This is a genomic window from Pseudoalteromonas sp. PSi26, from assembly GCF_054960575.1.
In genome coordinates, this window is record NZ_JBHNYT010000002.1 from 74,586 (window position 1) to 97,315 (window position 22,730).

General features: G+C 40.2%; 27 protein-coding genes. 13 read left to right on the forward strand and 14 right to left on the reverse strand.

Annotation, left to right across the window (positions count from 1 at the left end; all coding sequences use genetic code 11):
- Positions 1-3 precede the first annotated feature (3 nt).
- The 4 genes from pcnB to sfsA form a co-directional block, all read right to left on the reverse strand.
- Complete coding sequence (gene pcnB, locus ACFI34_RS02360) at positions 4-1,425, reverse strand: polynucleotide adenylyltransferase PcnB (protein WP_462672462.1); 1,422 nt, start codon at positions 1,423-1,425, stop codon at positions 4-6.
- A gap of 187 nt (positions 1,426-1,612) precedes the next feature.
- A complete protein-coding gene (gene gluQRS / locus ACFI34_RS02365) occupies positions 1,613-2,515 on the reverse strand; it encodes a tRNA glutamyl-Q(34) synthetase GluQRS (RefSeq protein ID WP_462672260.1) in 903 nt (300 codons plus the stop codon).
- Positions 2,516-2,533: 18 nt separating this feature from the next.
- Positions 2,534-2,977 carry an RNA polymerase-binding protein DksA gene (dksA, locus tag ACFI34_RS02370; protein ID WP_006791878.1) on the reverse strand — a complete coding sequence of 148 codons (444 nt, stop codon included), beginning with the start codon at positions 2,975-2,977 and terminating at the stop codon, positions 2,534-2,536.
- Positions 2,978-3,277: 300 nt separating this feature from the next.
- Positions 3,278-3,997 (reverse strand): DNA/RNA nuclease SfsA, encoded by a 720-nt coding sequence (gene sfsA / locus ACFI34_RS02375; RefSeq protein WP_462672261.1) that lies wholly within the window; start codon positions 3,995-3,997, stop codon positions 3,278-3,280.
- 114 nt (positions 3,998-4,111) lie between these two features.
- Between sfsA and pepB the strand changes: the two genes are divergently transcribed.
- Together pepB and ACFI34_RS02385 are read left to right on the forward strand one after the other, a co-directional pair.
- The gene (gene pepB / locus ACFI34_RS02380; RefSeq protein WP_138527772.1) at positions 4,112-5,407 is read left to right on the forward strand and encodes an aminopeptidase PepB; all 1,296 of its coding nucleotides are present in this window, start codon (positions 4,112-4,114) and stop codon (positions 5,405-5,407) included.
- Positions 5,408-5,585: 178 nt separating this feature from the next.
- Positions 5,586-6,152 (forward strand): phosphoribosyltransferase, encoded by a 567-nt coding sequence (locus tag ACFI34_RS02385; protein WP_006791881.1) that lies wholly within the window; start codon positions 5,586-5,588, stop codon positions 6,150-6,152.
- Positions 6,153-6,250: 98 nt separating this feature from the next.
- Here ACFI34_RS02385 and ACFI34_RS02390 read toward each other — a convergent pair whose 3' ends face one another.
- Positions 6,251-6,907, reverse strand: a complete 657-nt coding sequence (locus ACFI34_RS02390) for a Crp/Fnr family transcriptional regulator (protein WP_006791882.1) — start codon at positions 6,905-6,907, stop codon at positions 6,251-6,253.
- Positions 6,908-7,290: 383 nt separating this feature from the next.
- Between ACFI34_RS02390 and ACFI34_RS02395 the strand changes: the two genes are divergently transcribed.
- Positions 7,291-7,542: a YgjV family protein gene (locus tag ACFI34_RS02395; protein ID WP_058403091.1), complete on the forward strand. Its 252-nt coding sequence runs from the start codon at positions 7,291-7,293 to the stop codon at positions 7,540-7,542.
- A 52-nt stretch (positions 7,543-7,594) separates the two neighbouring features.
- Here the strand turns inward: ACFI34_RS02395 and ACFI34_RS02400 are convergent, their stop codons facing one another.
- The 5 genes from ACFI34_RS02400 to ACFI34_RS02420 all read right to left on the reverse strand — a co-directional run bounded on the left by ACFI34_RS02400 (position 7,595) and on the right by ACFI34_RS02420 (position 10,598).
- Positions 7,595-9,283 carry an amidohydrolase gene (locus ACFI34_RS02400; protein WP_462672262.1) on the reverse strand — a complete coding sequence of 563 codons (1,689 nt, stop codon included), beginning with the start codon at positions 9,281-9,283 and terminating at the stop codon, positions 7,595-7,597.
- A gap of 167 nt (positions 9,284-9,450) precedes the next feature.
- Positions 9,451-9,687 carry an EF-hand domain-containing protein gene (locus tag ACFI34_RS02405; RefSeq protein ID WP_462672263.1) on the reverse strand — a complete coding sequence of 79 codons (237 nt, stop codon included), beginning with the start codon at positions 9,685-9,687 and terminating at the stop codon, positions 9,451-9,453.
- An 8-nt stretch (positions 9,688-9,695) separates the two neighbouring features.
- On the reverse strand, positions 9,696-9,932 hold the full coding sequence (locus ACFI34_RS02410) for an EF-hand domain-containing protein (RefSeq protein ID WP_462672264.1): 237 nt from the start codon (positions 9,930-9,932) through the stop codon (positions 9,696-9,698).
- Positions 9,933-10,112: 180 nt separating this feature from the next.
- Positions 10,113-10,340, reverse strand: a complete 228-nt coding sequence (locus ACFI34_RS02415) for an EF-hand domain-containing protein (protein ID WP_008130972.1) — start codon at positions 10,338-10,340, stop codon at positions 10,113-10,115.
- Between the two features lie 24 nt (positions 10,341-10,364).
- Positions 10,365-10,598: an EF-hand domain-containing protein gene (locus tag ACFI34_RS02420; RefSeq protein ID WP_462672265.1), complete on the reverse strand. Its 234-nt coding sequence runs from the start codon at positions 10,596-10,598 to the stop codon at positions 10,365-10,367.
- A gap of 309 nt (positions 10,599-10,907) precedes the next feature.
- Between ACFI34_RS02420 and ACFI34_RS02425 the strand changes: the two genes are divergently transcribed.
- From ACFI34_RS02425 to ACFI34_RS02440, 4 genes are read left to right on the forward strand one after another with little or no spacing between them, the layout of a single operon-like run.
- Positions 10,908-12,365, forward strand: a complete 1,458-nt coding sequence (locus tag ACFI34_RS02425; RefSeq protein WP_462672266.1) for a sensor histidine kinase — start codon at positions 10,908-10,910, stop codon at positions 12,363-12,365.
- Between the two features lie 2 nt (positions 12,366-12,367).
- On the forward strand, positions 12,368-12,883 hold the full coding sequence (locus tag ACFI34_RS02430; protein ID WP_462672267.1) for a hypothetical protein: 516 nt from the start codon (positions 12,368-12,370) through the stop codon (positions 12,881-12,883).
- A gap of 2 nt (positions 12,884-12,885) precedes the next feature.
- Positions 12,886-14,235, forward strand: a complete 1,350-nt coding sequence (locus ACFI34_RS02435; RefSeq protein WP_462672268.1) for a sigma 54-interacting transcriptional regulator — start codon at positions 12,886-12,888, stop codon at positions 14,233-14,235.
- Between the two features lie 18 nt (positions 14,236-14,253).
- Positions 14,254-14,754, forward strand: coding sequence for a DUF1543 domain-containing protein (locus tag ACFI34_RS02440; protein WP_462672269.1), 501 nt, complete (start codon positions 14,254-14,256; stop codon positions 14,752-14,754).
- A gap of 43 nt (positions 14,755-14,797) precedes the next feature.
- On the opposite strand, the gene ACFI34_RS02445 is transcribed toward ACFI34_RS02440, so the two are convergent.
- Positions 14,798-15,016: a hypothetical protein gene (locus ACFI34_RS02445; RefSeq protein ID WP_462672270.1), complete on the reverse strand. Its 219-nt coding sequence runs from the start codon at positions 15,014-15,016 to the stop codon at positions 14,798-14,800.
- Between the two features lie 124 nt (positions 15,017-15,140).
- Between ACFI34_RS02445 and ACFI34_RS02450 the strand changes: the two genes are divergently transcribed.
- A complete protein-coding gene (locus ACFI34_RS02450; protein WP_008130981.1) occupies positions 15,141-16,394 on the forward strand; it encodes a multifunctional CCA addition/repair protein in 1,254 nt (417 codons plus the stop codon).
- A gap of 10 nt (positions 16,395-16,404) precedes the next feature.
- Here ACFI34_RS02450 and ACFI34_RS02455 read toward each other — a convergent pair whose 3' ends face one another.
- Entirely contained in the window at positions 16,405-16,569 is a 165-nt protein-coding gene (locus tag ACFI34_RS02455; protein WP_462672271.1) for a hypothetical protein, read from the reverse strand.
- A 320-nt stretch (positions 16,570-16,889) separates the two neighbouring features.
- On the opposite strand from ACFI34_RS02455, the gene ACFI34_RS02460 reads away from it, so the two are divergent.
- The 4 genes from ACFI34_RS02460 to ACFI34_RS02475 all read left to right on the forward strand — a co-directional run bounded on the left by ACFI34_RS02460 (position 16,890) and on the right by ACFI34_RS02475 (position 18,487).
- Positions 16,890-17,348: a GNAT family N-acetyltransferase gene (locus ACFI34_RS02460; RefSeq protein ID WP_462672272.1), complete on the forward strand. Its 459-nt coding sequence runs from the start codon at positions 16,890-16,892 to the stop codon at positions 17,346-17,348.
- Positions 17,349-17,441: 93 nt separating this feature from the next.
- Entirely contained in the window at positions 17,442-17,663 is a 222-nt protein-coding gene (locus tag ACFI34_RS02465; RefSeq protein ID WP_058428445.1) for a hypothetical protein, read from the forward strand.
- A gap of 13 nt (positions 17,664-17,676) precedes the next feature.
- Positions 17,677-18,015, forward strand: a complete 339-nt coding sequence (locus tag ACFI34_RS02470) for a hypothetical protein (RefSeq protein ID WP_462672273.1) — start codon at positions 17,677-17,679, stop codon at positions 18,013-18,015.
- Between the two features lie 94 nt (positions 18,016-18,109).
- Positions 18,110-18,487, forward strand: coding sequence for a ketosteroid isomerase family protein (locus ACFI34_RS02475; RefSeq protein ID WP_462672274.1), 378 nt, complete (start codon positions 18,110-18,112; stop codon positions 18,485-18,487).
- Positions 18,488-18,958: 471 nt separating this feature from the next.
- On the opposite strand, the gene pdsS is transcribed toward ACFI34_RS02475, so the two are convergent.
- Both pdsS and pdsR read right to left on the reverse strand, forming a co-directional pair.
- Positions 18,959-21,094 carry a proteobacterial dedicated sortase system histidine kinase gene (gene pdsS / locus ACFI34_RS02480; RefSeq protein WP_462672275.1) on the reverse strand — a complete coding sequence of 712 codons (2,136 nt, stop codon included), beginning with the start codon at positions 21,092-21,094 and terminating at the stop codon, positions 18,959-18,961.
- Complete coding sequence (pdsR, locus tag ACFI34_RS02485; RefSeq protein WP_006791901.1) at positions 21,094-21,783, reverse strand: proteobacterial dedicated sortase system response regulator; 690 nt, start codon at positions 21,781-21,783, stop codon at positions 21,094-21,096. Before pdsR ends, pdsS begins: the two co-directional genes overlap by 1 nt.
- Before the next feature lie 201 nt (positions 21,784-21,984).
- Here pdsR and pdsO point away from each other — a divergent pair, with 201 nt between their 5' ends.
- Positions 21,985-22,719: a sortase-associated OmpA-like protein PdsO gene (pdsO, locus tag ACFI34_RS02490; protein ID WP_462672276.1), complete on the forward strand. Its 735-nt coding sequence runs from the start codon at positions 21,985-21,987 to the stop codon at positions 22,717-22,719.
- Positions 22,720-22,730: the final 11 nt, after the last annotated feature.

A 22,730-nucleotide genomic window follows, 5' to 3' on the forward strand; every position in this document is an offset into this window, starting at 1 on the left:
TTATTACTCAGCTGGCTTTCTTGGTGCGCGGCGACGAGAGCGTTTACGCGGCTTTGGACCACCTTGATGACCTAAGTTTTTAACCATGTCTTTTTGACCGTTAATATCTTGGCTAAGGTATTGAGTCCACCACTGTGCAAGTTCTTTATGCTCAGTTTCACCCGCATCAACGCGCAATAATAAAAAGTCGTAAGCGGCTTTAAAGCGCGGTTGTTGCGTTAACCTGTACGCACGTTGGCCTGCACGTTTATCTAAACGGTGCTGGATGTGCCAAATATCGCGCGCACCCAACGTAAAGCGTTTTGGAACTGCAATATGTTGTGCGCTTTCGCTAAGTACTTTATTCATTGCTTGTGCAAAGGCATCGTACTCGCTAAGTTGTTCTTCTGCTTGAAGCTTTTTGGTTATTGCTAAAAGTGGGAACCATAATAGCGCGGCAAAAATAAATGCAGGCGTTACTTTTTTATCAGCATTTATGCGTTTGTCGGTATTTTGAAACATTTGCTGAACAAAGGCTTGTTCTAAACCATTTGGGTTGGCTTCTAAAATTTTATCAAGCGCAGGAAATAATGCACGGAAAAGCCCGTATTGGCGAAGCATTAAAAAGTTAGCTTCAGCTTTACCGTTTAAAAACAGTTTAAGCACTTCTTCAAACAAACGCGCCGGTGGAATGTTATCAAGTAAGCTGGCAAGCTCGCTGATCGGCTTTTCGCTATTTGGCGCAATGCTCATATCAAGCTTTGTTGCAAATCGTACTGCGCGTAACATACGCACGGGATCTTCACGGTAGCGTGTTTCGGGATCGCCTATAAGCTCAATTTGTTTTGCTTTAATAGCGGCTAAACCATTGGCGTAATCGTGAATGCTAAAGTCGTTAATTGAGTAATACAAAGCATTAATTGAAAAATCGCGGCGCTCGGCATCTTCTTCAATGCTACCAAATACGTTGTCGCGTAATAATTGCCCTTCAGTACTTGATTGGCTTATTTGGTTTTTAGACTCAGGCGCTTCGTGATGGCCACGCATGGTTGCCACTTCAATAATTTCTCGGCCAAAAACAATGTGCGCTAAACGAAAGCGGCGACCAATTAATCTACAGTTCCTAAATAGCTTTTTAACTTGGTCGGGTGTTGCGTTAGTGACTACATCAAAGTCTTTAGGTTGTTGGCCTAACAATATATCGCGAATACAACCACCAACCAGGTAGGCATCATAGCCACCGTCTTTTAATCGGTATAACACTTTGATTGCATTTGGGCTAAATTGTTTACGAGAAATACCATGCTCACCGCGTGTGATTACTAATGGTTCGCTGCTTACAGAGGCATTTTCAGCACTCGTATTTGGGCCGATTATCTGTCGGCAAAATTGAAAAAGCTTGGAAATAATAATCCGTCTCCTAGAAGGTGTTGATTGGCATGTCATCACAATCAAAAACAACCGCAAATAGTGGTATTAACCCCCAATACTTACTGTCTTACTTAAATAGCATATATTTAGGCGGCTATCATATACCAGCAGGGTTTAAAAATTAAGTTGATGTGTTGAAATTAAGCTGTTTTTCGCGATTTTATTTACACAGTTTAGTAAATTAGTTGACTTGAGTTGTTTGCTACTGAGAAATTTGTATTTCAGCAACTTTAGGTACTTGCTTTAACTCAAAGGTATTTACACCCCATTCAACCAGCTGCTCGGTGGTTAAATCCGTTAAATCAGCATGAGTTGGCAAGCCTAAAAATTCAAAGGCACTTATTAATGCGGGTTTTGGCTCTATTTTACTAATTGCAGGGGCGTAGTTTTGTTTAGATAGTTTAAAGCCCGGCTTGGCAACGGCTAGAGGTAAGTGGGCAAACTCAGGGATAGGATGATTGAGCTGTTTAAATAAACTGATTTGTCGTGCTGTGGGTTCTATTAAATCGGCGCCTCTAACAATGCGATTTATGCCTTGATCAATATCGTCAACAACAACCACTAATTGGTAGGCAAATAAGCCATCACTTCGTTTTATTATGTAATCTTCGTGGGCCAGCTCACTACAAACACTAATATCACCTTGAATCAGATCGTTAAAATATGTGGTTGCATGGCATTGTGTTAAACGAAGTGCGCCTGAATCGGTTGAATGTCCAAGATTTTTACACTGACCTTGATAAATTCCACCCAATGCTTTTATTTGTTTTCGGCTACATTGGCAGGCATAAACACAGTTTTGATTTTCAAGTGAGCTGACGACGTCTTGGTATAAATCGAGCCGTTTGGTTTGATATACAACCGGTTCGTCCCAGTGGAGGCAATAGGCTTGTAAGGTATTTAGGATATCGGTGTCGGCATTTTTTACCACTCGAGTGGTGTCTATATCTTCGATACGGACGAGCCAAGACCCTTTATTTGATTTTGCATCAAGGTAGCTGCCTACAGCCGCAACAAGTGAGCCAAAATGAAGTGGCCCAGAAGGAGACGGTGCAAAACGACCGCGATAGTTGCGCATAGGCGCAGTAACGGCTGCAGGTGACATGCTAATTAATGAGGTTAATTAGCCGCGTCCAGCTTGTTTTTCTTTAATTTCTGCAAGTGTTTTACAGTCTACGCATAAATCAGCAGTTGGTCGCGCTTCTAAGCGGCGAATACCAATTTCGATTCCACAAGACTCACAAAAGCCAAAATCATCTTCTTTAATTAAAATAATTGTTTTTTCAATTTTTTTAATTAATTTGCGTTCGCGGTCACGAGTGCGAAGTTCTAAAGAGAACTCTTCTTCTTGTGCAGCGCGGTCAACTGGGTCAGGAAAGTTAGCAGCTTCGTCTTGCATATGCGACTTTGTACGATCAACTTCGTTACGTAAATCGTTACGCCAAGTTTCTAAAATCGTTTTGAAATGAGCACGTTGTGCTTCATTCATATACTCTTCGCCTGGTTTTTCTTGGTATGGTTCTAAACCGGCTTGAGCCAATAAACCATGTTTCTTTTGGTCTGGCATAACTCTCTCCTAAATCCTTAATTTAATGCCTCAGCATTAGCCGGCGGTATAAATAACAGAAACTTATACCCTAGGCAAATTTATTTTTAATTATACGAATTAGCTTCAACCATGCTTTGCGAGTAAAAAGTGCGTTAATGATGGTGCTTAATTAACTAACTTACTGGTTTATAAAACTTGCCTTTATATATGGGCAAAATTTTAAAAAACAAGGCTAACTCTGGAATTGATTTTTATTGCATCAATCATTTTCATCGCGTTGCTTGTTCTAATTACCTGATGTAATTGTTTGGTTATACATTACTGTATAAATGCTATTTTTTTATGAAGCACCACTTCATTTTCACAAATGAGTGCTTTATACACTACTACTTCAACACCGCTAGCAATGGCTTTTTGTAAAAGTTGTGCGTATTTTTCGTCGATATGCGCTGCTGCGCTCACTGCATTTATACCTTCATGTAAAACAGCGAACAGTAGTACGGCGCGATGGCCTTGTTCGACCACTTCAATGAGCTCGCGAAGGTGTTTTTGTCCACGTAATGTTTGTGCATCAGGAAAATAGCCTTGGCCGCTATGCGGTTCATCTTGGCTTAGCAAGGTGACTGATTTAACTTCAACGTAGCAATTTTTTGTATTTGGGCTTGTGAGTAAAAAGTCGATGCGACTGTTTTCACTGCCATATTTAACTTCACTTTGAAGTTGCTCATAGCCAGTTAGTTCATTAATTACATTATGATTAATTGCTTCTTCTACCACCTTATTAGCGACCGCTGTATTAACACATATAAGGTGTCCTAAATTATTTTTGGTCAGCTCTAATGAGTGTGGATACTTTCGTTTTACGTTATCGCTTGTTGAATAAAAAGCAGTAAAACCTGGCTCTGCGCAGCCTGTCATTTTTCCTGTGTTAGCACAATGCGCGGTAAACTCAGCGCCATCACCGAGTTTTAAATCAGCCAAAAACCGCTTGTAGCGTTTAATTAATGTGGCCGATTGCAATGCTGGTGTGTACTTCATGGTTATGTCCAATGTGGTTAATAGTGTGATGAGGGTTATTTATCTCAAGCTGTTGGGAACTTAGGCGCACTATAGTAGACTCAACAGCACATTTAAGTGCAAGGATATTCTAACATGAGTGAAAAATTTGTTGTTCAACTAAGCGAACACGCAGCACCGAGTCATTGGGGCGAAAGCGCAACGTTGTCATTTAACGAACGTGGTGCAACCGTTCATTTATCTGAGCAAGAAACATTAAAAAATGTTCAAAAAGCAGCGCGTACTATTGCCAATCAAGGCGTTAAACACGTTGAACTTGCGGGCGATACATGGTGCACAGAAAGCCAATGGGCTTTTTATCAAGGTTTTGTCACACCTAAACTATTAAACGGTGTTGAGTTTGTTGATAACGCACAATCTGATCTGCAAGAACTTGCGCATTTAAAAAGCTCAGCAACGTGGGCGCGTGAAATGGTTAACGGCACTGCAGACGATATTTACCCTGAAAGCCTTGCAGAAAAAGCCGCTGAGTTTATTCAATCACTGGCTCCTGAGCACGTAAGCTACCAAATAATTAAAGGCGATGCGTTATTAGAGCAACAATGGATTGGTATTCATGCTGTTGGTCGTGGGAGTGTTCGCCCACCGGTATTATTAGAGCTTGATTACAACCCTACAGGCGACGATAACGCACCAGTCAGTGCAGCCCTTGTGGGTAAAGGTATTACGTTTGATTCGGGCGGTTATTCAATTAAGTCAAGCGAAGGCATGCTAGGGATGAAGTGTGATATGGGTGGTGCTGCAACAGTAACGGCTGGTTTAGCACTTGCTATTAATCGCGGTATTGAAAAGCGTATTAAATTATTTTTATGCTGTGCTGAGAACTTAATTTCTGGCCACGCTTACAAATTAGGCGACATTCTTACTTACAAAAATGGCACAACCGTTGAAATTGTAAACACGGATGCAGAAGGGCGTTTAGTGCTTGCCGATGGTCTAATGGCTGCTGGCGAAACGGGCGCACCTTTAATTATTGACGCAGCAACATTAACAGGCGCTGCGTTGGTTGCTGTTGGCCAAGAATACAATGCGTTGTTTGCACTTGATAAAGAGCTGGCACGTGAAGTTGAAGGCTTTGCTTCTCAAGAAATGGAAGCCGCTTGGCCATTACCACTTGAAAAGTGGCACCAACAAAACTGTCCATCACCTTATGCTGATACGGCTAATAGCCGCGCGCAAAAAGGTGGCGGCTATGGCGGTGCATCAAATGCTGCTGGCTTCTTATCACGCTTTGTACCAAACGATGGCAAAGGTTGGGTACACATTGACTTAGCGGCTGCATTTAATATGGGTAGCACAAGTCAGTGGGCTGCTGGCGCAACAACACAAGGTATGCGAACAGTTGCTCGTACGCTGCTTGAAAAAGCGTAACGCTAAAAAATACGCTATTGAGAGAAATTAGGCACCATTTGGTGCCTTTTTTGATCCACAAGCAAGCAATTTTATTTAATTTACGGTAAAATCCCACGCCAATACCTGTTTGAGTGACTAATTTGGTTTTACTCTAAACTACACTCAAATATTATATCCACCACTGGGGTTTCTAACTATGTCAGATAAGTGCTATATCACAGCTCAACAGTTACTTGAAGATTCATTCCGCGTAGCGGCACAAGTATACAAAGACGGCTTTCGTCCTGATTTTATTATAGGTATTTGGCGAGGTGGTGCACCAATTGGTATTGCTGTGCAAGAATATTACGATTACAAAGGTATTGAAACTGACCACATTGCAGTGCGTACATCGTCTTATTACGGTATTGGCCAGCAATCAAAAGAAATTAAAGTACATGGTTTACATTACATTGTAGAAAACGCTAATGCGGGTGATTCTTTGCTTATTGTTGATGATGTATTTGACTCAGGGCGCAGTATTGTTGCACTAAAAGAAAAGCTTTCAGAACTAATGCGCTTAAATTTACCGCGCGATATTCGAATTGCTTGCCCATACTACAAACCAAAAAATTCAAAAGTAGATACCGTGCCTGATTACTACATTCATGAGTCTGAAGAATGGTTAGTATTCCCGCATGAATTGTCGGGTTTAACACCAGATGAAATTATTGAAGGTAAATCTGACTTAGTGAAAATTCACGATATTTTGTTAGAAGACTAATACAACGAGTGCATCAAATGCATATTTAGCCTTACGAACGTGTTATTTGTTTTTAGGGCAATAAAAAAAGGCCTTAATTGGCCTTTTTTATTGCGTGTTTAAAGCTGTGCAAAGCTATCTACATATTCACTAAGCATTGGAATATCGACCGCTTGTAAACCATTAGTACTTCTTTGCACTAAGCCTTTTTCGACTAATTCTGTTACAACACGCCTGTAAGCTCGCTCAGTGGTTGCAAAGCGTTCAGCCTCAGCGTTGACAGTTGGGTAGGCTCTAAGCAGTGTAGGGTTGTTGTTCTCGGCTCTTAGTAAGCAGTCTTTGGCTATGTTATAGCTAAGTGGCAGTAATAACTTATCTAAGTTGATTTTTTGGTTTTCTTGAAACTTAGCAGCAATAGTTTGTGCCGTGTATAAGCTAAGCTCTGGTTTTTCGAGCAATAATGCACGCCAGTGTCTTAATTCAATCAGGTTGTAAGTCACATCACTAAAACACGTTACCGTATAAATACACGGATTGTTGTTAAGTGCTTCTATTTCGCCTATCAGGGTATTATTACAATCCAGTTGTCCTAGCAGCAGGCGTCGTCCGTTTCCTACGTCATAACTAAATGACACAGTGCCGCTGCGCACAAGCACAAGCTTGCTTAAAGGCTGATCTTGATGGATCAGCACTTCTTTTTTTGATTGTTGATAACTACTACCGGCAAAGGTGAGTAACTGTTCAACTAGATAACTAGAAAAATGGTATTGAAACATCAATATGCTCTTCGGACATTTGTCCTATTTATTATGTTTTAATGACGGTAGCATTAACACATTAAGAATTTACGCTAACTTGCTACTAATACTTTTAGCTTTGCTATGGGTATTATTTTACCTTCATTTCCCGTGTAATGATTTAAGAATTTGTTGGTTTTTTTGCCGGCAAACTTTTTCAGGTTTTTAAGTAAGTTAGCTTTTTATTTACGTATGTCACTTCGCTTAATTATTAATATAAGAGAGCTACTCTCTTACTAGCCAATTATTTTCAAACTCTAAATAACGCTCATAATTAAGCAAAGTGCTATTACTTTGCAATACTTACAACTGTAATAAGTTAGCATTAGTGTAATGCTAACCCAAAGGCTAGGAGAGAACAATTGAGTTGGGAATATTTAGGCTATATTGCGTCAGCATTATTGGTTGCATCACTCACTATGACCGATGTAGTAAAGCTTCGTTGGTACAATATGTTAGGGTGTATTGTGTTTACGGCTTATGGCGTAGCTATTGGTGCTGTTCCTGTTGTTTTTACCAACGCGCTACTGGCATTGGTTAACTTGTATCACATTGTAAAATTATATCGCCAGCCAAAAGTTGATCAGCCCGAGGCACAGCAGCCAAAAAGCTAAATGACATGGTTTGTATTAAAAAAGGGTTAACTTGCGTTAACCCTTTTTTTGTTTATTTAGCTACGCTCTCTTTGTTATCGAATCGCTTCATACCGGCAATCCATGTTTGTAGTACTTGAGTTTTATAAATATCTTCAACGGGTACTTTAAAATAATCTTTATCCACTAAAATAAAGTCGGCCCATTTACCTTGCTCTAAGCTCCCTATTTTAAACTCTTGATGCGCGGCATAAGCTCCGCCCAGCGTAAAGGCACGTAGTGCATCTTCGCGACTTAGTACTTCGCTTGGACGCCAGCCGTTTTCAGGCTGTTTGTTATGATCCATTCGTGTAATTGCTGAATATAAACCATCAAACGGATTTGCAAGCTCTACAGGGTAGTCAGAACCCGCAGCAACCACTGAACCTTGTTGTAAAAATGTTTGCCATGCGTACGCAAAGCTAAGTTGCTTTTCAGTCAGGCGCTGCTCTGCCATATGCATGTCAGATGTTGCATGTACAGGTTGCATAGATGGAATAATTTTTAGTGCTTTAAATCGAGGAATATCGTCTGGCGTTACTATTTGTGCGTGCTCAATTCGGTTGCGCAGTAGAATACCGCCTGTTTTTTTAAACACATTTTCGTAAGCGTCTAAAACCACACGATTGGCTTTGTCACCAATGGCATGGGTGTTGGCGGTAAAGCCATTTTTAAAGCTTTGGGTAAATAGTGCTTCGAGTTTCTCTTGGGTTTCAAGCATTAACCCATGATGGCCAGCACGGTCGGCATAATCTTCAATAAGGGCTGCGCCACGCGAGCCTAATGCACCATCGGCATATACTTTTACACTACGAATTTCCATAAAGTCGTAGTTATCGTGATATGGCCCGGCTTTTAGCATAGCTGGTAAATCTGGGCTAGCACCGCTTAGCATTGCCACAATACGTAATGGTAAATTGCCTTGATCACCGCGCTCTTTGTACACTTCCCATGTGGCTTTATCTATGCCAGCGTCATGAGTAGAAGTAATACCTAGGCTTAATAAGTGCTTACCTGCGGCATCTAGCGAGTTGCTAATATCTTGTTTTGAAGGGGCTGGCATGTGCTGAACAATTAACGACTCAGCTTTATCAACAAAAATACCGGTAGGGTGACCAAATTCATCTTTTATTACTTCACCGCCTTTTGGCGATTTTGTATCAGCGTTAATGCCCGCAAGCTCAAGCGCTTTTGAGTTAACCCAAATTGCATGGCTATCAACACGAGATAAAACAACCGGACGATCGCTTACTACTTTGTCTAAATCTTTAGCGGTAGGAAAGCGCGTATCTGGCCATAACTCTTGGTTCCAGCCTCGGCCGATGATCCAACCTTGTTTGCCTTGCGCAAATTGCTTTAGTTTATTTGTAACGTCATCAACCGACTTAGCGCCGCGTACATCTAACTGCGATAAGTTATCTCCTAGCCCAATAACATGGCCGTGGGCATCAATTAAGCCGGGCAGTAATGTGTTGCCTTCTGCATTTACTAATTTGGCATCTGGAAAGCTTTCTTTTAGTGTGTCGCCGCCTACTTTTACAACTTTGCCATCTTTTATAACCAAAGTGCTAAATTGTTGAAGCTCGCCTTTTTGCATTTTGCCTTTATAAAGCGGGGTATAACCATTGGCATTATAAATAACTTTGGTTTGCGCAATCGCAAAGCTAGAGCCTGTAAAAAGGCTGGCAAGCACAAGTGGTTTAAGTATTTTTTTGAGTAACATAGGGCACTGTTTTGTTATTTTTAGTGCAATAACACTAGCAAACCCTTTTTTAGAATACCAATAGGATGCGATAAGCTCGTAAAATAGACAGTTAAAGCTAAGCTGGTTGCTTAGCTGTTAAATTAATTACCTAAAACCTTAAGTCAGAAAGGTTACTTATGTAAGGGCTACTTACTGGCATATAAATGGTATTCGCTCAGTGTTAGCCGGCCGTCTTTATCTTGGTCGTAACGAATAAACTTAGACCACAAGGCGGGGTCTATTAAGGCTTCAGAACGCGTTAAAAATCCGTCTTTATTTCTATCTATTTTTTTAAACTGGTTGTTAATAGTGTCACTTGCGGCAAAGCTTGATGCACTAAATACGGTTAGAGTGCATAAAATAAAAAAGTGTATGGGATTCATTAAAATACTCAGTAAAGATTGTTAGTAAGGTAGTTTTTAAATTCAATTAATGAAATTTGTTTATCTTGGTTTTTATCCCACATTATAAACGTGCTAAGTAACTGGGGCTGGCGTTCTAATTCGTTATGAGTAAGGTAACCGCTTTTATCTGTATCAAGGTGATCAAAGCGCTGTTTTACATCAAGTGCTAAGGCATTAAAACTTAAAATCAACGCTATGGTGGTTACAAAGTAACGTATCTTCATGGTAGTCCTTCCAAAAGGGTAATTAAGTTGTATTGAATAGTGAGGTATTACGCTTAATGAGATAAAGCACTTGCCATAATTTAACTCCCAACATTAAATCCTTTTACACATTCCCTCAGGGATTATGGCAAATGCTTTAGTACACTTTACAAGTTAAAAGCTTAAGCAAAACTTAATCTGTTATGGCTTAAAGTTTTCAAACTCAGCTTTAGAGATCATCTCGTCGTTGTCTTCGTCTAAATCGGTAAACTGCCTAAGTAGCTCTTTATCCTGCTTGGCTTCAACAAACGAGATACTTCCGTCCATGTTTGTATCTAAGTGTGCAAATCGCACGGCCGAAGGAGAAGCTAATACCGTTGCACTGATAGCTAAAAATAATAATAAAAAAGCAGCAATAAGTTGTTTCATAATTTCATTCCTTTTGAAGTTAATTTATTGGATAAATTTTCTGAATTCATTTAGCGACAACTGACCATTTTGGTCTGTGTCTATTTGTGCAAAGTTTTCCTTAAGCACGGCGTCCATTTTTGCCTCGGCTTCGCTTAACAGGCCGTTGCTGTCCTTATCGAGTTCATTAAACGTAGCGTCAACGTCCATAGCGTATGCGCCTGTATTCACTAAACCCAACGCAAGTAATGTTGAAAAAACCAAAGTGTTAATGTTCATGTGTATTTCCCTATTAAATTTATTTATTACACCCATTACAAAAAGGGTGCCAAATTTTATTTTTATTTACTTTCAATGAGTTATGTTTTTTTGGTTTGGGGTTGTAGGTAAAAATTACACTGACTGTGTGTAATTTTGTGTAAATACAGCAACAGGGTTGAAGGTATTTTTTGTGATCTTAGTTAAATCAATCAGTTGTGCTGTTGCTGTTTAGCAACAAAATGGCGATTTAAAATGAATATGGTTCAGCATGTGTATAGGCGGTATTGATAATAATAGGCGCGTTATTTACTTACAGAGTTTACTGCAATGGCTGCAACGTTTGCTAAACATTACAATGCAATGCTTAATTGGCGCCCTAATTTAATAGGGCAGTTTGCGTTAAGCATGCTGCTGTCGTTATTGCCACTTTCTATTGTGGTTATTGTTTTTTTAAATGCGTTAAATAAACAGCTAGCAACCACCCAGCAAATTGTGAGTAACCATTACCAGCTCACAAAATCGTTCGCTAATTTAAAGCAAGACCTTAATAGCGTTGAGCGCGCAACAAGGCAAAATTGGGTGTTAAAAAGTGATGCGCTCAACACCCTCATTGTTGATAAATGGGAATCGTCTGTGCAGAGCATAAATGAACTCAAACACATTAATGCAAACCCAGACTACATAAACCAATGGACACAGCTTTTAACTATTTTGCAAACAGCACAACACCAGCTCGTTGAGAAAAAACAGCAAAAAGCAGAGCTCTTCTTACCCATAAGCGAGTCAATTACAGAGCTCACAGTGTGGCTCAAAAATAAAAACGAAGCGCAAATAACCCATAACCAAAACGAGCTAGCCAGGCTACAAGCGTCGTTTATAAATTGGCTAGTGGCACTTATTCCTCTTACTTTATTGGTTGGCGGCGGCTTTTTATGGCGTATAAGTTTGCGCTTAAAAGGGCTTACTAGGGTTATTGATAAGCTAGGGCAGGGTGACTGGCAGCAAAAAATAGCCGTAAAAGGCTCGTCAGAGTTAGTCGAACTCGGAGAAAAACTACAGTGGGTACAAACTCAGCTGTATATGCTTGAGCAACAAAAGGATACGTTTTTACGCCACGTAACACACGAACTTAAAACACCACTTGCCTCTATGGTTGAAGGAACCGATTTACTAACCGATGAAATTGTTGGCCCTATTAATAACGAACAAAAAGCGGTGCTTGCTCTGATCACTCAATCTACGGTGCGCCTTCGCATGATGATAGACAGCCTACTCAGCTATAACGCTATTAGAGCAACGATAAACAGCTCAAGCGAGGTTAATATTGATCATTTAATTAAAAAAATTAATGGTCATTTTGAGCATCGTCTAACGGCACGAAAGCAACGTATTCAGTGGCAAAACTCTGTTTCAAGCACTGTCCTTGCGCTTCCTAATGAACTAATAGAAATGATGCTAATTCAGTTAATTTCAAATAGCTTAAAATTTTCTGATGATAACCAAGGTGTGACTGTAAATTTAAAATGCGAGCAACATCAGCTGTGTTTGGTTGTGGCCGATAATGGCTGTGGCATTAAAGAGCACGAAATAAAGCATATTTTTAGTGCGTTTTATCAAGGTAAACATGACCAAAGCATTACCTTACAAGGCAGTGGTTTGGGCCTAACAATTGTAAAAGAAACGGTTGAGCAGCTACAAGGCACATTAAGTGTTGAGAAAAATAAACCACACGGTTGCCGTTTTTTAATAAAAATACCAATCAGTAAAAATTTAGGAGTTAATTAACAATGCGCATACTCACTATTTTATGTGTGCTTGCAGGTAGCTTAATTGTATCGGGGTGTGAGCTTAATAATGGCACGCAAGCGCTGGGCAGTAATAAAACATCAAATACTAAAAACGTATCTCCTAGTCCCAAGGCAATGCCTAAATTAGCCCCTGTTTATCCCTCTGCTGAGCGGGTTATAGCGCTTCATGCAAATCAATGTGGTGGGTTTACATTGCCACCAACAAAGCGGTCATTTAAAGGTGAAAATGAGCTAAAAGCATTTTTTAAATTTATGTGCTTAAAAGTAAGTACCGACCCAAATACAGTAATGACCAAGTTACTTAAACTCGACCTAGCCTATTTTTGGCCTGACGATATAAAACAGTATTTATGGCTGCAAAAACAGCAGATTACCTTACAAATAAACGCGCAAAAAGAGCAACAAGCCCTTAATAACCAAATGCAGAAAACCCTGTCGTCGCTGGCAGATATAGAGCAGCAGTTATTACTTCGCGAAGATACTAAGGAGCAGTAACCATGGCCACAAATAGTTCGCACAAAGCAAAAGTGTTATTAGTTGATGACGATGCAAGTTTATTAAAGTTACTTGCTATTCGTATTGAATCAAAAGGCTATCAAGTAACAACTTGTGAAAGTGGCTTAGCAGCGCTACAAATTTTAAAAAGCCACGTGTTTGATGCCGTCATTACCGACTTACGAATGGATGAAATGGACGGCATGGCGCTGCATCGTCAACTGCAAAGTCGATACCCTGCATTACCAGTAATTATGATGACGGCGCATGGCTCTATTCCTGATGCGGTTGAAGCCACCAAACAAGGTATTTTTGCTTTTATTACTAAACCGGTCGATAAAGACGAGCTATTCGATAGCCTTGCAAATGCAATAGACATTCATGGTGTAAATACCGATGAAGCTCCATCAAAAAGTAATATAGTAACGCGCAGTGGTGCCATGTTGCACTTGCTTGAACAAGTTAAGTTACTTGGGCCTACTCACGTTAATGTGCTTATTTCGGGGGCTAGTGGAACGGGTAAGGAGTTATTAGCGCAGGCTATTCATCAGCATAGCCAAGTAAGTAACGGGCCCTTTGTGGCTATAAACTGTGGTGCTGTACCAGGGGAGCTTTTAGAGTCTGAATTATTTGGCCATAAAAAAGGAGCGTTTACTGGTGCTGTAAAAGATCATCAAGGTTTATTTCAGCAAGCGCAGGGCGGTACATTATTTTTAGATGAAATTGGCGATATGCCCCTTAACTTACAAGTAAAGTTACTGCGTGTACTGCAAGAAAAAACCATTCGCCCAGTGGGTTTTCAAGAAGAGATCTCAATTGATGTGCGTATTGTATCGGCAACTCACAAAAACTTGCCCGAAGCCATTAAAAACCAGCAGTTTAGAGAAGATTTATACTACCGCCTAAATGTAGTTAATTTAAAATTACCACCACTGTGTGAACGCCGTGAAGACATAAGCCTACTAGCCCAATACTTTAGCGCAAGTATCGCTAAACGAATGAACCAAAATGAAAAACACTTTGCCAATGATGCCATGCACGCATTGGTACGTTATGATTGGCCGGGAAATATTCGTCAGTTACAAAATGTTGTTGAACAAGTGGTAGCCTTAACACCGGGCGAGTTTATTTCAGCGCATTTAGTGTTAGCAGCACTCGATAGCAACGAAAAAAGTGTAGAGCCACTCTCATTAAACGACGCTAAAAAAGAGTTTGAACGTGATTACGTTATTAATACGCTAAAAATGGCAGGCGGCAACGTAGCAGAAGGCGCCAAGCTTGCTAAGCGTAATCGTTCAGACTTTTATAAACTCATTAAAAAACACAATATTGACGTTGATAGTTTGGCGTAAAAAATTAAAGGAATCCTCATGCAGTTATTTATGGTGTATTTAGGCGGGCGAATTCAAGGCTGCCACATAGAAATGCACGACATTCGCTTTGTAGTTGGGCAAAACATAGAGCAAACCTACACCAAATTAAAAAGCCAATGGGTTGGCGACAAAAACAGCGTACACATGGATAGTTTTATGGCTGTTAACAATATTGATGGCTACAAAGTAGAAGTGGTAGACGATTATGTTGAACAAAATAAACAGCTTTATTTTGTAAACTTAGGCGCTTACAGAAGCGACTCAATGGCAGAGCAACACGACTTTGCATTATATGTAGCAAGCAGCAGTGAAGAGGCAAAGCAGCGAGCTAAACATGATTTATTAGCAGGCCTGAGCCATATTCATAAAGACGACTTACACGACGTAGACGATTGCTTTGCAATTGATTTACTCGACAGTCAATTAACAATAAAACTTAGCCCAAGTGGGCTTTCACAACCTATAAAACCGGATTGGTTTGGTTACCATGTTTTATAAGTTAAGTAATCTGAGCACTGAATAATAAAGCTATCTCAAACCGCTATTTTTCTTGCTCATTTTTTTCACTGTTTGATGCCAGCTTAAAAGCCACAATAACTAAGCCAAACATAGCGAACGGCAGAGCTGCTAACATGTATTCAACTATGTTGCTATCTTGAAAATTAGCTTGCAATAAAAAGTGCCCCGCCACACACATAACAATAACAACGAGTAAAATTGGCAACAGCATGAGCTCTTTTTTTGATGAATGATTTTTCATTGAATAACAGCTTAAACAAAAAATGATGCGCTATTGTAATGAGCTTACATATGCTTGGCAAACCACAACGCTTTTAATGATATGATTGCTATAAATGAAGTTTGTAAATGAGTGTGGAAACAACGTGGAAAGTAGCTTAAAAAACGTTTACCTAGTCGGTGGAGCAGTACGCGATAAACTGCTAAACATTGCATCAAAAGATAACGATTATGTGGTTATTGGCGAAACGCCCAGTACCATGGAGTCGCTTGGCTTTTTACCAATAGGTAGCGACTTTCCTGTTTATTTGCACCCAAAAACAAAAGAAGAATACGCACTAGGGCGTACCGAACGAAAAAGCGGTAAGGGTTATACAGGCTTTGTGGTTGACGCCAGCCCTAGCGTAACACTTGAAGAAGACCTCGCTAGGCGCGACTTAACCATAAACTCTATGGCGCTTGACGAAAACGGTAAAATTATTGACCCTTTTAATGGTCAACACGATTTACAAAACAAAATACTGCGCCACACCACACACGCCTTTGTAGAAGACCCTGTGCGAGTGCTGCGTATTGCACGGTTTTTAGCGCGTTACGGCAGCGATTGGCAAATCCATCCCAGCACTTATGCGTTAATGCGAGAGCTTAAAAATAAAGGCGAGCTTAACCACTTAGTGCCTGAACGTGTATGGTTAGAAACCGAAAAAGCGCTTGGCGAAAAACACCCCGAGCTTTACTTTCAAGCATTAGATGGGCTGGGCATTTTTCCTGAAATAGAACAAATGAAAAACGTACCACAACCTGCCAATCATCACCCTGAAGGCGATGTATTTGTGCATACAATGTTGGTACTCAGGCGTGCAGCCGACTTAAATTTTAATTTAGAAACCCGCTTTGCTGCGCTTACCCACGATTTTGGCAAAGCCCTTAGCTATAAAATACGCGGCAATTTACGCGGTCACGAACGCGAAGGTGTAGCGGTGGTAGAGTCATTTTGTAATCGTTTAAAAGTGCCTAATCGTTTTCGTGATATTGGCGTGCTTACCAGCGATAATCACACTTTATGCCATACGATTGATCAGCTTAGGCCGCAAACTATTCATAAATTAATTGTCACTAATTTAAATGGTTTGGTGCACCCTGAGCGCTTTTTAGCATTTACTCAAGCCTGCCAATGTGACGCGCAAGGTCGCGGAGAAACACTGGTTAATAAGCCTTACCCGCAGGCAATTAAGTTGCGCGCCATTCATAGTAAATTACAGCAAATGGATAAAAAGCACATAGTACAAGAGGCGCTTAAAAGTGGCAAAAAAGGCCCCGAAATAGGCGAGGCAGTAAAGCTGGCAGAAATAAACTGTATCAAAGCGTTTTTAAGTGATGAGCCAAGTACAACAAGCTAACTAGTGTAAATTAAGTCAAGTATTGAGATACGCCTTGTTGATCACGGCGCGGTACTTTTTGAAGGTCGTTTATTTGCGTATGCTGTAGTTTATTTGCCTCTGGCTCAGCGTTTTTATCAGATTTATATAAACTAAAAATAAAGTCGAGCTCTTCTCGTTCAAGTGATGGGGTCACGGCAAATCCTACTGCTTAATGCGTTAATATAGTTCCAGAGTATGTGAACGCGACTGAATTAAAGGTGAATAGTTACAAAGGAAGGTGACTGTTTATTTCCTCACTGTTTATTGGCACATTTCTTTTCTTTCTAATATTACTGAACTCTACCATTTTGGGGTACTTTTACATTTAGAATATTTAAATGCTACATAACTATTTGTTTACATACGCTTATTAGCTGGCTACATTAGATTAATTGTAATATTTGGACATATGCCGGTTTATAAAGCGACACATGTCGGATACAAAGTTGTTAGCTGCCAAAAGGAATTCAGTATATGGAAATATTTCACGCCACAATAGAAGATGCAGAAAGTTTACTAGAGCTTCAACGCGTTGCGTATCAATCAGAAGCTGAACTGCATAATGACTATAATATCCCGCCTTTAACTCAAACGCTTGATGAACTGAAAGCAGACTTTGAGAAGAAAACCATTTTGAAAGTTGTTGATAACGGTAAGTTATTGGCAAGCGGTCAAGCTCGCTTAGAAGCTGGTAGTTGTCATATTGGACGCATGGCGGTATGGCCTGACCTACATGGCAAGGGTGTTGGATCTAAGTTGCTTTCTTCACTTGAAACTGTATTTCCAGAAGCTAATCGTGTCGAGCTTTTTACTGGGGAGTTTAGTGCTCGTAATTTAGCGATGTATAAACGTCGTGGTTATTCTGAGTTTAAAACGGCAAAGTTGGGTAAAACGAGAGTTGTATTCTTAGAACGTAAACTAAAAAGCAGTTAACAAGGGTTAAATATTAGCGGGCTGTTCACTTCATTTAAGCCAACCATTTTAAGTCGACTTTGATGGTCTTACATATAAAGAGGAGTACCTACAATGGTTCGTCAATCACGTAAATTTAAAATATTTGCTGCAATAATTACCATCCCATTATTTGCGGTATTTTTATTTGGGTACAGCTTTATTATCTTTATGTATGCTGATGGGTTAAGCAACATCAAGCACTACTTTTTACTTGGTTTAGGTTTTATTGGTATTCTTTTGTGGGCAAAAATGTCCGTGAATATGATTAAAGACATAAGATTGATTAAAGTGTAATAACAAGAAAGATATGCGTTCAATTCAATTTTTAGGTTTATTGACATCAATAGTGTCATTTTTGTGTTTGTTTTGGGCTTTAGCTCCGCTTTCGCCTGACAGTAGCGCTTCAGTAGAAGGTGCTATTGGCTTGTTTTTAATGTTTTTTGTAGCACCACTTTTTGGTTTTTCAGCCTTGTTGTTAATTCCTTCATCTATCGCACTATTTAATGCTAAGTTAAGAGCGAACACTTATTTTTATGGTAAGTTTTGGTACGGTGTATGGGGCATTAATAGTTTGATATCTATAGGGTATGTGTTTGTAATTTTATATATTGGTTATATTTACTTAACTTTAAAAGTTAGCAACTAGTACTGTAATTAAACTTTAGTGAAATAACGTTTTACGCTCACTTTAATCCACCATTAAATTGGTATCGCTATGTCGTCAGGAGGCTCGGGAAAACATGGACGAACTTTTTAGAAAATATGCGGCGGCTTTTGATGCATTCAACCCACAAGCAATAGCTAACCTTTACCGTTTACCTTGCGCTATTGCAGACGGCGACGGTGTACAAACATTTACAGATAAAGATGCTCTCGTTAAAAAGTTTACTTTTAATTGTGAAACTATGCGCAGTTTAGGTTACCAGAATACTGAATTTAACGTGCTTGAAAAACAGCAACTGGGTAAAGATAAAACCGCTGTTACCATTGGGTGGCGGCTTTATAATAAAGGCTCAAATATAGATTTTCGTACACTTTATATTTGCCACCAAATCGATAACTCATGGTTCATATTTAGCGCTAATGTTTACGAAGGTAGTTTCGGTAATGGCAGCTAGTTTGTTAACAAACACATTTTTTGTTCGTTGGGGTGTATACGCTTATGAAAGTTTTACTCTTGTGTTGAGCGTTACCGAGCACGTTGTTGATTATTTAAATACCACTACTTATGAAGCATGAGCTCTGGGTAGAAAGTAATGATAAGCAAACATTTTGTTTGTCTGGTCCACAAGGAGATGAGGTTCGAGCTCTTCTAGGAACTGAGGCTAAACTTATTTGGACGTGTGAAGCTTCATCTCATTTTGAGGCAATGACCAAGTATTACAAATATATGGGTTGGGGAGAGTACAATACTGAATTCCCTGAATACGACAAAAAACATATGCAGAGCTTGGGTGGACATGATTTCACTTAATAAGCAGCTAATTTTTCCCGCCAATTACACTTTTTTGTTTCTTGCATTTAATTAGAACTTTCAGCTAGCCCCATTAGGTAAGGCTAAAAACGACTTAAAACTAAATAATTTTCAACTAATTTGCTAACGGCAAACTCACTGTAAAAGTGACCCCATTATGTTGTGTGTTATTTTGCGCAGTTACACTGCCTTTATGGTAATCGCACACCAGCCTTACAATATAAAGGCCTAATCCTAAATGCGGTTGTTGCTGCATGTGCTGGCTGCGCACCGACACCATAGAATCAAATATGTGCTCGCTTAGCCCTTCGGGTAATAATGGGCCTGTATTACTTACGCTTAGAACTGCTTGTGAATCTTTGCTTTGTAACGTTACGTTAATTGCGGTATTAGCTTGGCTAAACTCTAGTGCGTTATTAATGAGCTTATCAAGCAGCTGCGCTATAAACTCAGGTGCGCCTTGCATAGGTAATTTGTTTTGGCATACATCAAGCGTAAATAATTGCTTAGGGTAAGTAAGCTGATAGCCTTGCATGCAACCATTTATTACTTTTTGTAAATCAAAAGGCTCAGGCTCGTTACTTTGAATACTTTGCTCAAGGTGAGTAGCCTCACTCATGGTGGTAATTATTTTACCTAGGCGCTCTACGCCTTCACTGGCGCGATCGAGGTATTTTTGGCTAAGTTCGGTTTGTTCCAAACTTTGTAAGTTTTCAAGTGATGATCGCACCACGGCAACAGGCGTGCGTAGTTCGTGAGATAAACGCGACGACATGTTTTCTAAATAGTCGGTATAGCCGCCCAATCGGCTCACAATATTTGCAAAGCTACGCGACAGGTCGCCAATTTCATCATTAGAATCACTGTAACTAATACTGCCGGTAACACGCCCTTGTGCATCTATTGCTTGCTCTGCGGTATCGCGAAGGCGCCTAATACGGCTCGATATTCGTGATGCAAAAAAGAATAGAGTCACGGTACCAATCAGCATAACGGCTAAAATAACGTTAAATAACTTTTCGAGCGATTTATTACGAAGCGTACGCACACCATTTGTAGTTTCTTCAGCTATTACTGCACCAATGACTTTGTCTTCAATCCAAATAGGGTAGGCGGCAGATAAAATAACGGCTTTGCTATCGGGGGTGAGCCGCCAAGACGATGCAGGTTGGCCTTTTAATGCATTGGCTAAATGACTGCCTTGCATAGATGCTACGTCGTGTAGGGTATCTATAAATTCGTTTTCAGGGCGGGTTAAAATTTTATAATAAAGTGGGTGCAAATAGGTTTGTTCAAAGCGCTGCCATGCATTTTTGGGTGGCTGATTTTTAAGGCCATCTGCCCATACTCCATCAGCGTTTTGAATCGTGCCCGATTGCGCAAGTACGCGGTGATGATTGTCTACCACCCATATACGGCTGCCACTGTGGCCCATTCCTTTTAAAATTCGGCTAATTTCTGGTGAAGGCACTAGCACCGATCCTAAATCGCTTGGGTTATTCAAATTAGAGGTCGACATAACGTTAGCGTTTGGTAGCTCGCTTAAGCTATCGGTATCTACAATAGCAAAACCCAGTTTGTTTCCTAGCATGGCTAACGGAAAGCGTAGTTCAACGGTGTAGCCTGTTTGGGTGCGTTTAAAATAGCCCTGAATTTTTGTAAAAGGTGCTTTGGTGTCAGCATTAAATGCATTAACCCAGCCGTCTTGCCTTGGAGCAATGATATAGGTATTAAACTGGCCATCAGGGGCTTTTAAACCAATTTTTAAATGGTCGTTATTAGTAATGCTTAAGCTGTTTTTAGCACGATAAATAAGTGTGTTATCGGTAACATTAAAAACGGCATATAAGTAGTTATCAAATTTGCCTACCATGTGGTCGAACGATAAATTGCTGGCTTGGTGATCTTTATTAGTTTTTTGTAAATAGCGTTTATCGTAATGCCAAAATAACGGTTTATAGGGTTCCCAGTCGGTTAGTTTGCCGTCGAGCTGAATAGGGTTTTTTAAGTTGTAGGCGTATAAATCGCGGCCTTTTATTACTTGGTCTAAAAAGTTGGTTTGCTCGTCAAATAAAGCAGGGCGTTCGTGCAGAGCAGTGGCAAGTGCACGCGTTGTGCCTACGAGAGTTTTTTCTTGGCCTTGGCGTAAAAACTTTTCCATTTCCCATACGTACTCGTAGCCTAGCCACGGCAGTAAAAATAAAAAACAAGAAAGCACAATAAACTTACTACGCAGGCCAAATCTAAGCATTAATGCTGCTCCCACCTATAACCCATACCATACACGGTATCGATACAATCAAATTGTGAGTCGAGGGCTATAAACTTTTTGCGAATGCGTTTAACGTGAGAGGTGATGGTGCTGTCGTCCACATATATTTTTGCATCGCTCATTAAATCGTTACGGCTTTTTACATGGCCTGGGCGCTGCGCCAGTGAATGTAGCATCCAAAATTCGGTCACGGTTAAATCCACTAATTGCTGTTGCCAAAATACCTGCATGCGCTGTGTGTCGAGCGTTAACTGCCCGCGTGTTATAAGTGCATTGGCATCGGCAGGGTGTTCAAGGGCTTCCATTCTGCGAAATAATGCGCCTATTCGGGCTGCTAAATGTGCCAAGCTAATGTCTTTTGTTAAGTAGTCGTCAGCGCCCATACGTAGGCCGCAAACCGTGTCTATTTCGCTATCGCGTGCGGTTAAAAAAATAATAGGGAGCGTTTTAGATAAGGTACGCAGGGTTTGGCACAGTAAAAAGCCGCCATCAATTTCGTGGCCAAGGCCTATATCAACAATGGCTAAATCGGGGAGTGCGTCTTTAAATGCATTTTCTGCCGTTATGCGGTCGCTGTAACCACTCACTTGGTAGCCTTGTGCGCCTAACATTTCCATGTAGTTTTCGCGAATGGCGGTTTCATCTTCAATGATGGCTATTTTTTTCATTCTACACACCCTTATTTATTTTAAAACGCACTATATCGAAGTTTTTCAGCTATGTACGGTTAAAAAGGCAATTGCCATTTTTTTGCCACAATTGCTCAGCGGTTTGCCATTTTTGCTCCCCTTTGTTGCCACTTGGTGTTGTTTTAATGCACCTATCGAAACAAAACATCACAAAGTTAAATCAATTTTAAGGATCATATTATGAAGAAGACATTAATCGCGCTAACGCTTGTTGCTAGTTTTTCTGCTCCGACATTTTCATCGGCTTCTGAACATTCGCCCTCAAAAGAAGCAACTCAAGAAACCGCAATAGGTTTAGGGACAGGCGCTATTATTGGTGGTGTGGTTGGTGGACCAATTGGCGCGTTTATAGGCGCATTTGCTGGTGGCTTAATTGGGGATGCAAAGGTCGCCGACAACAAAATTGACGAACAACAACGCGCCTTGGCCGTAATGAAACAAAAAACCAACGACTATCAACACGTACTTAATCATAACAATCTGTTAGAGCAGCAATTAGAGGTGCTAGCACAGCAAAACGAGCAGTTAACACAATCTCAAATTAATAACCTACTTGCAATGACCGTTCAATTTAAAACGGGTTCAAGCACTATAGCGCCTCACTTTGCTAAGCAGCTCGACCAGTTAGTAGTACTTTTAAACAACCAACCTCAATTGGCCCTCGATTTAAGTGGCTTTGCCGACCAACGAGGCGATGAGCAGGCTAATTTTTTACTGTCTAAAAAACGTGTAAATGCAGTGCAAAGTTATTTAATAAAACACGGCGTTAGCCACAAACGTTTAAGTACCCAAGCCTTTGGTGAACAACACACATTGGCAAATAACAATACAATAGAAGATAACTTTTTTGACCGTCGAGTAACGCTGACTACCCGTTCACTAGCGCCTGTAAATGGCCAAACGGCGAGTAACTAATTTTAGCATTC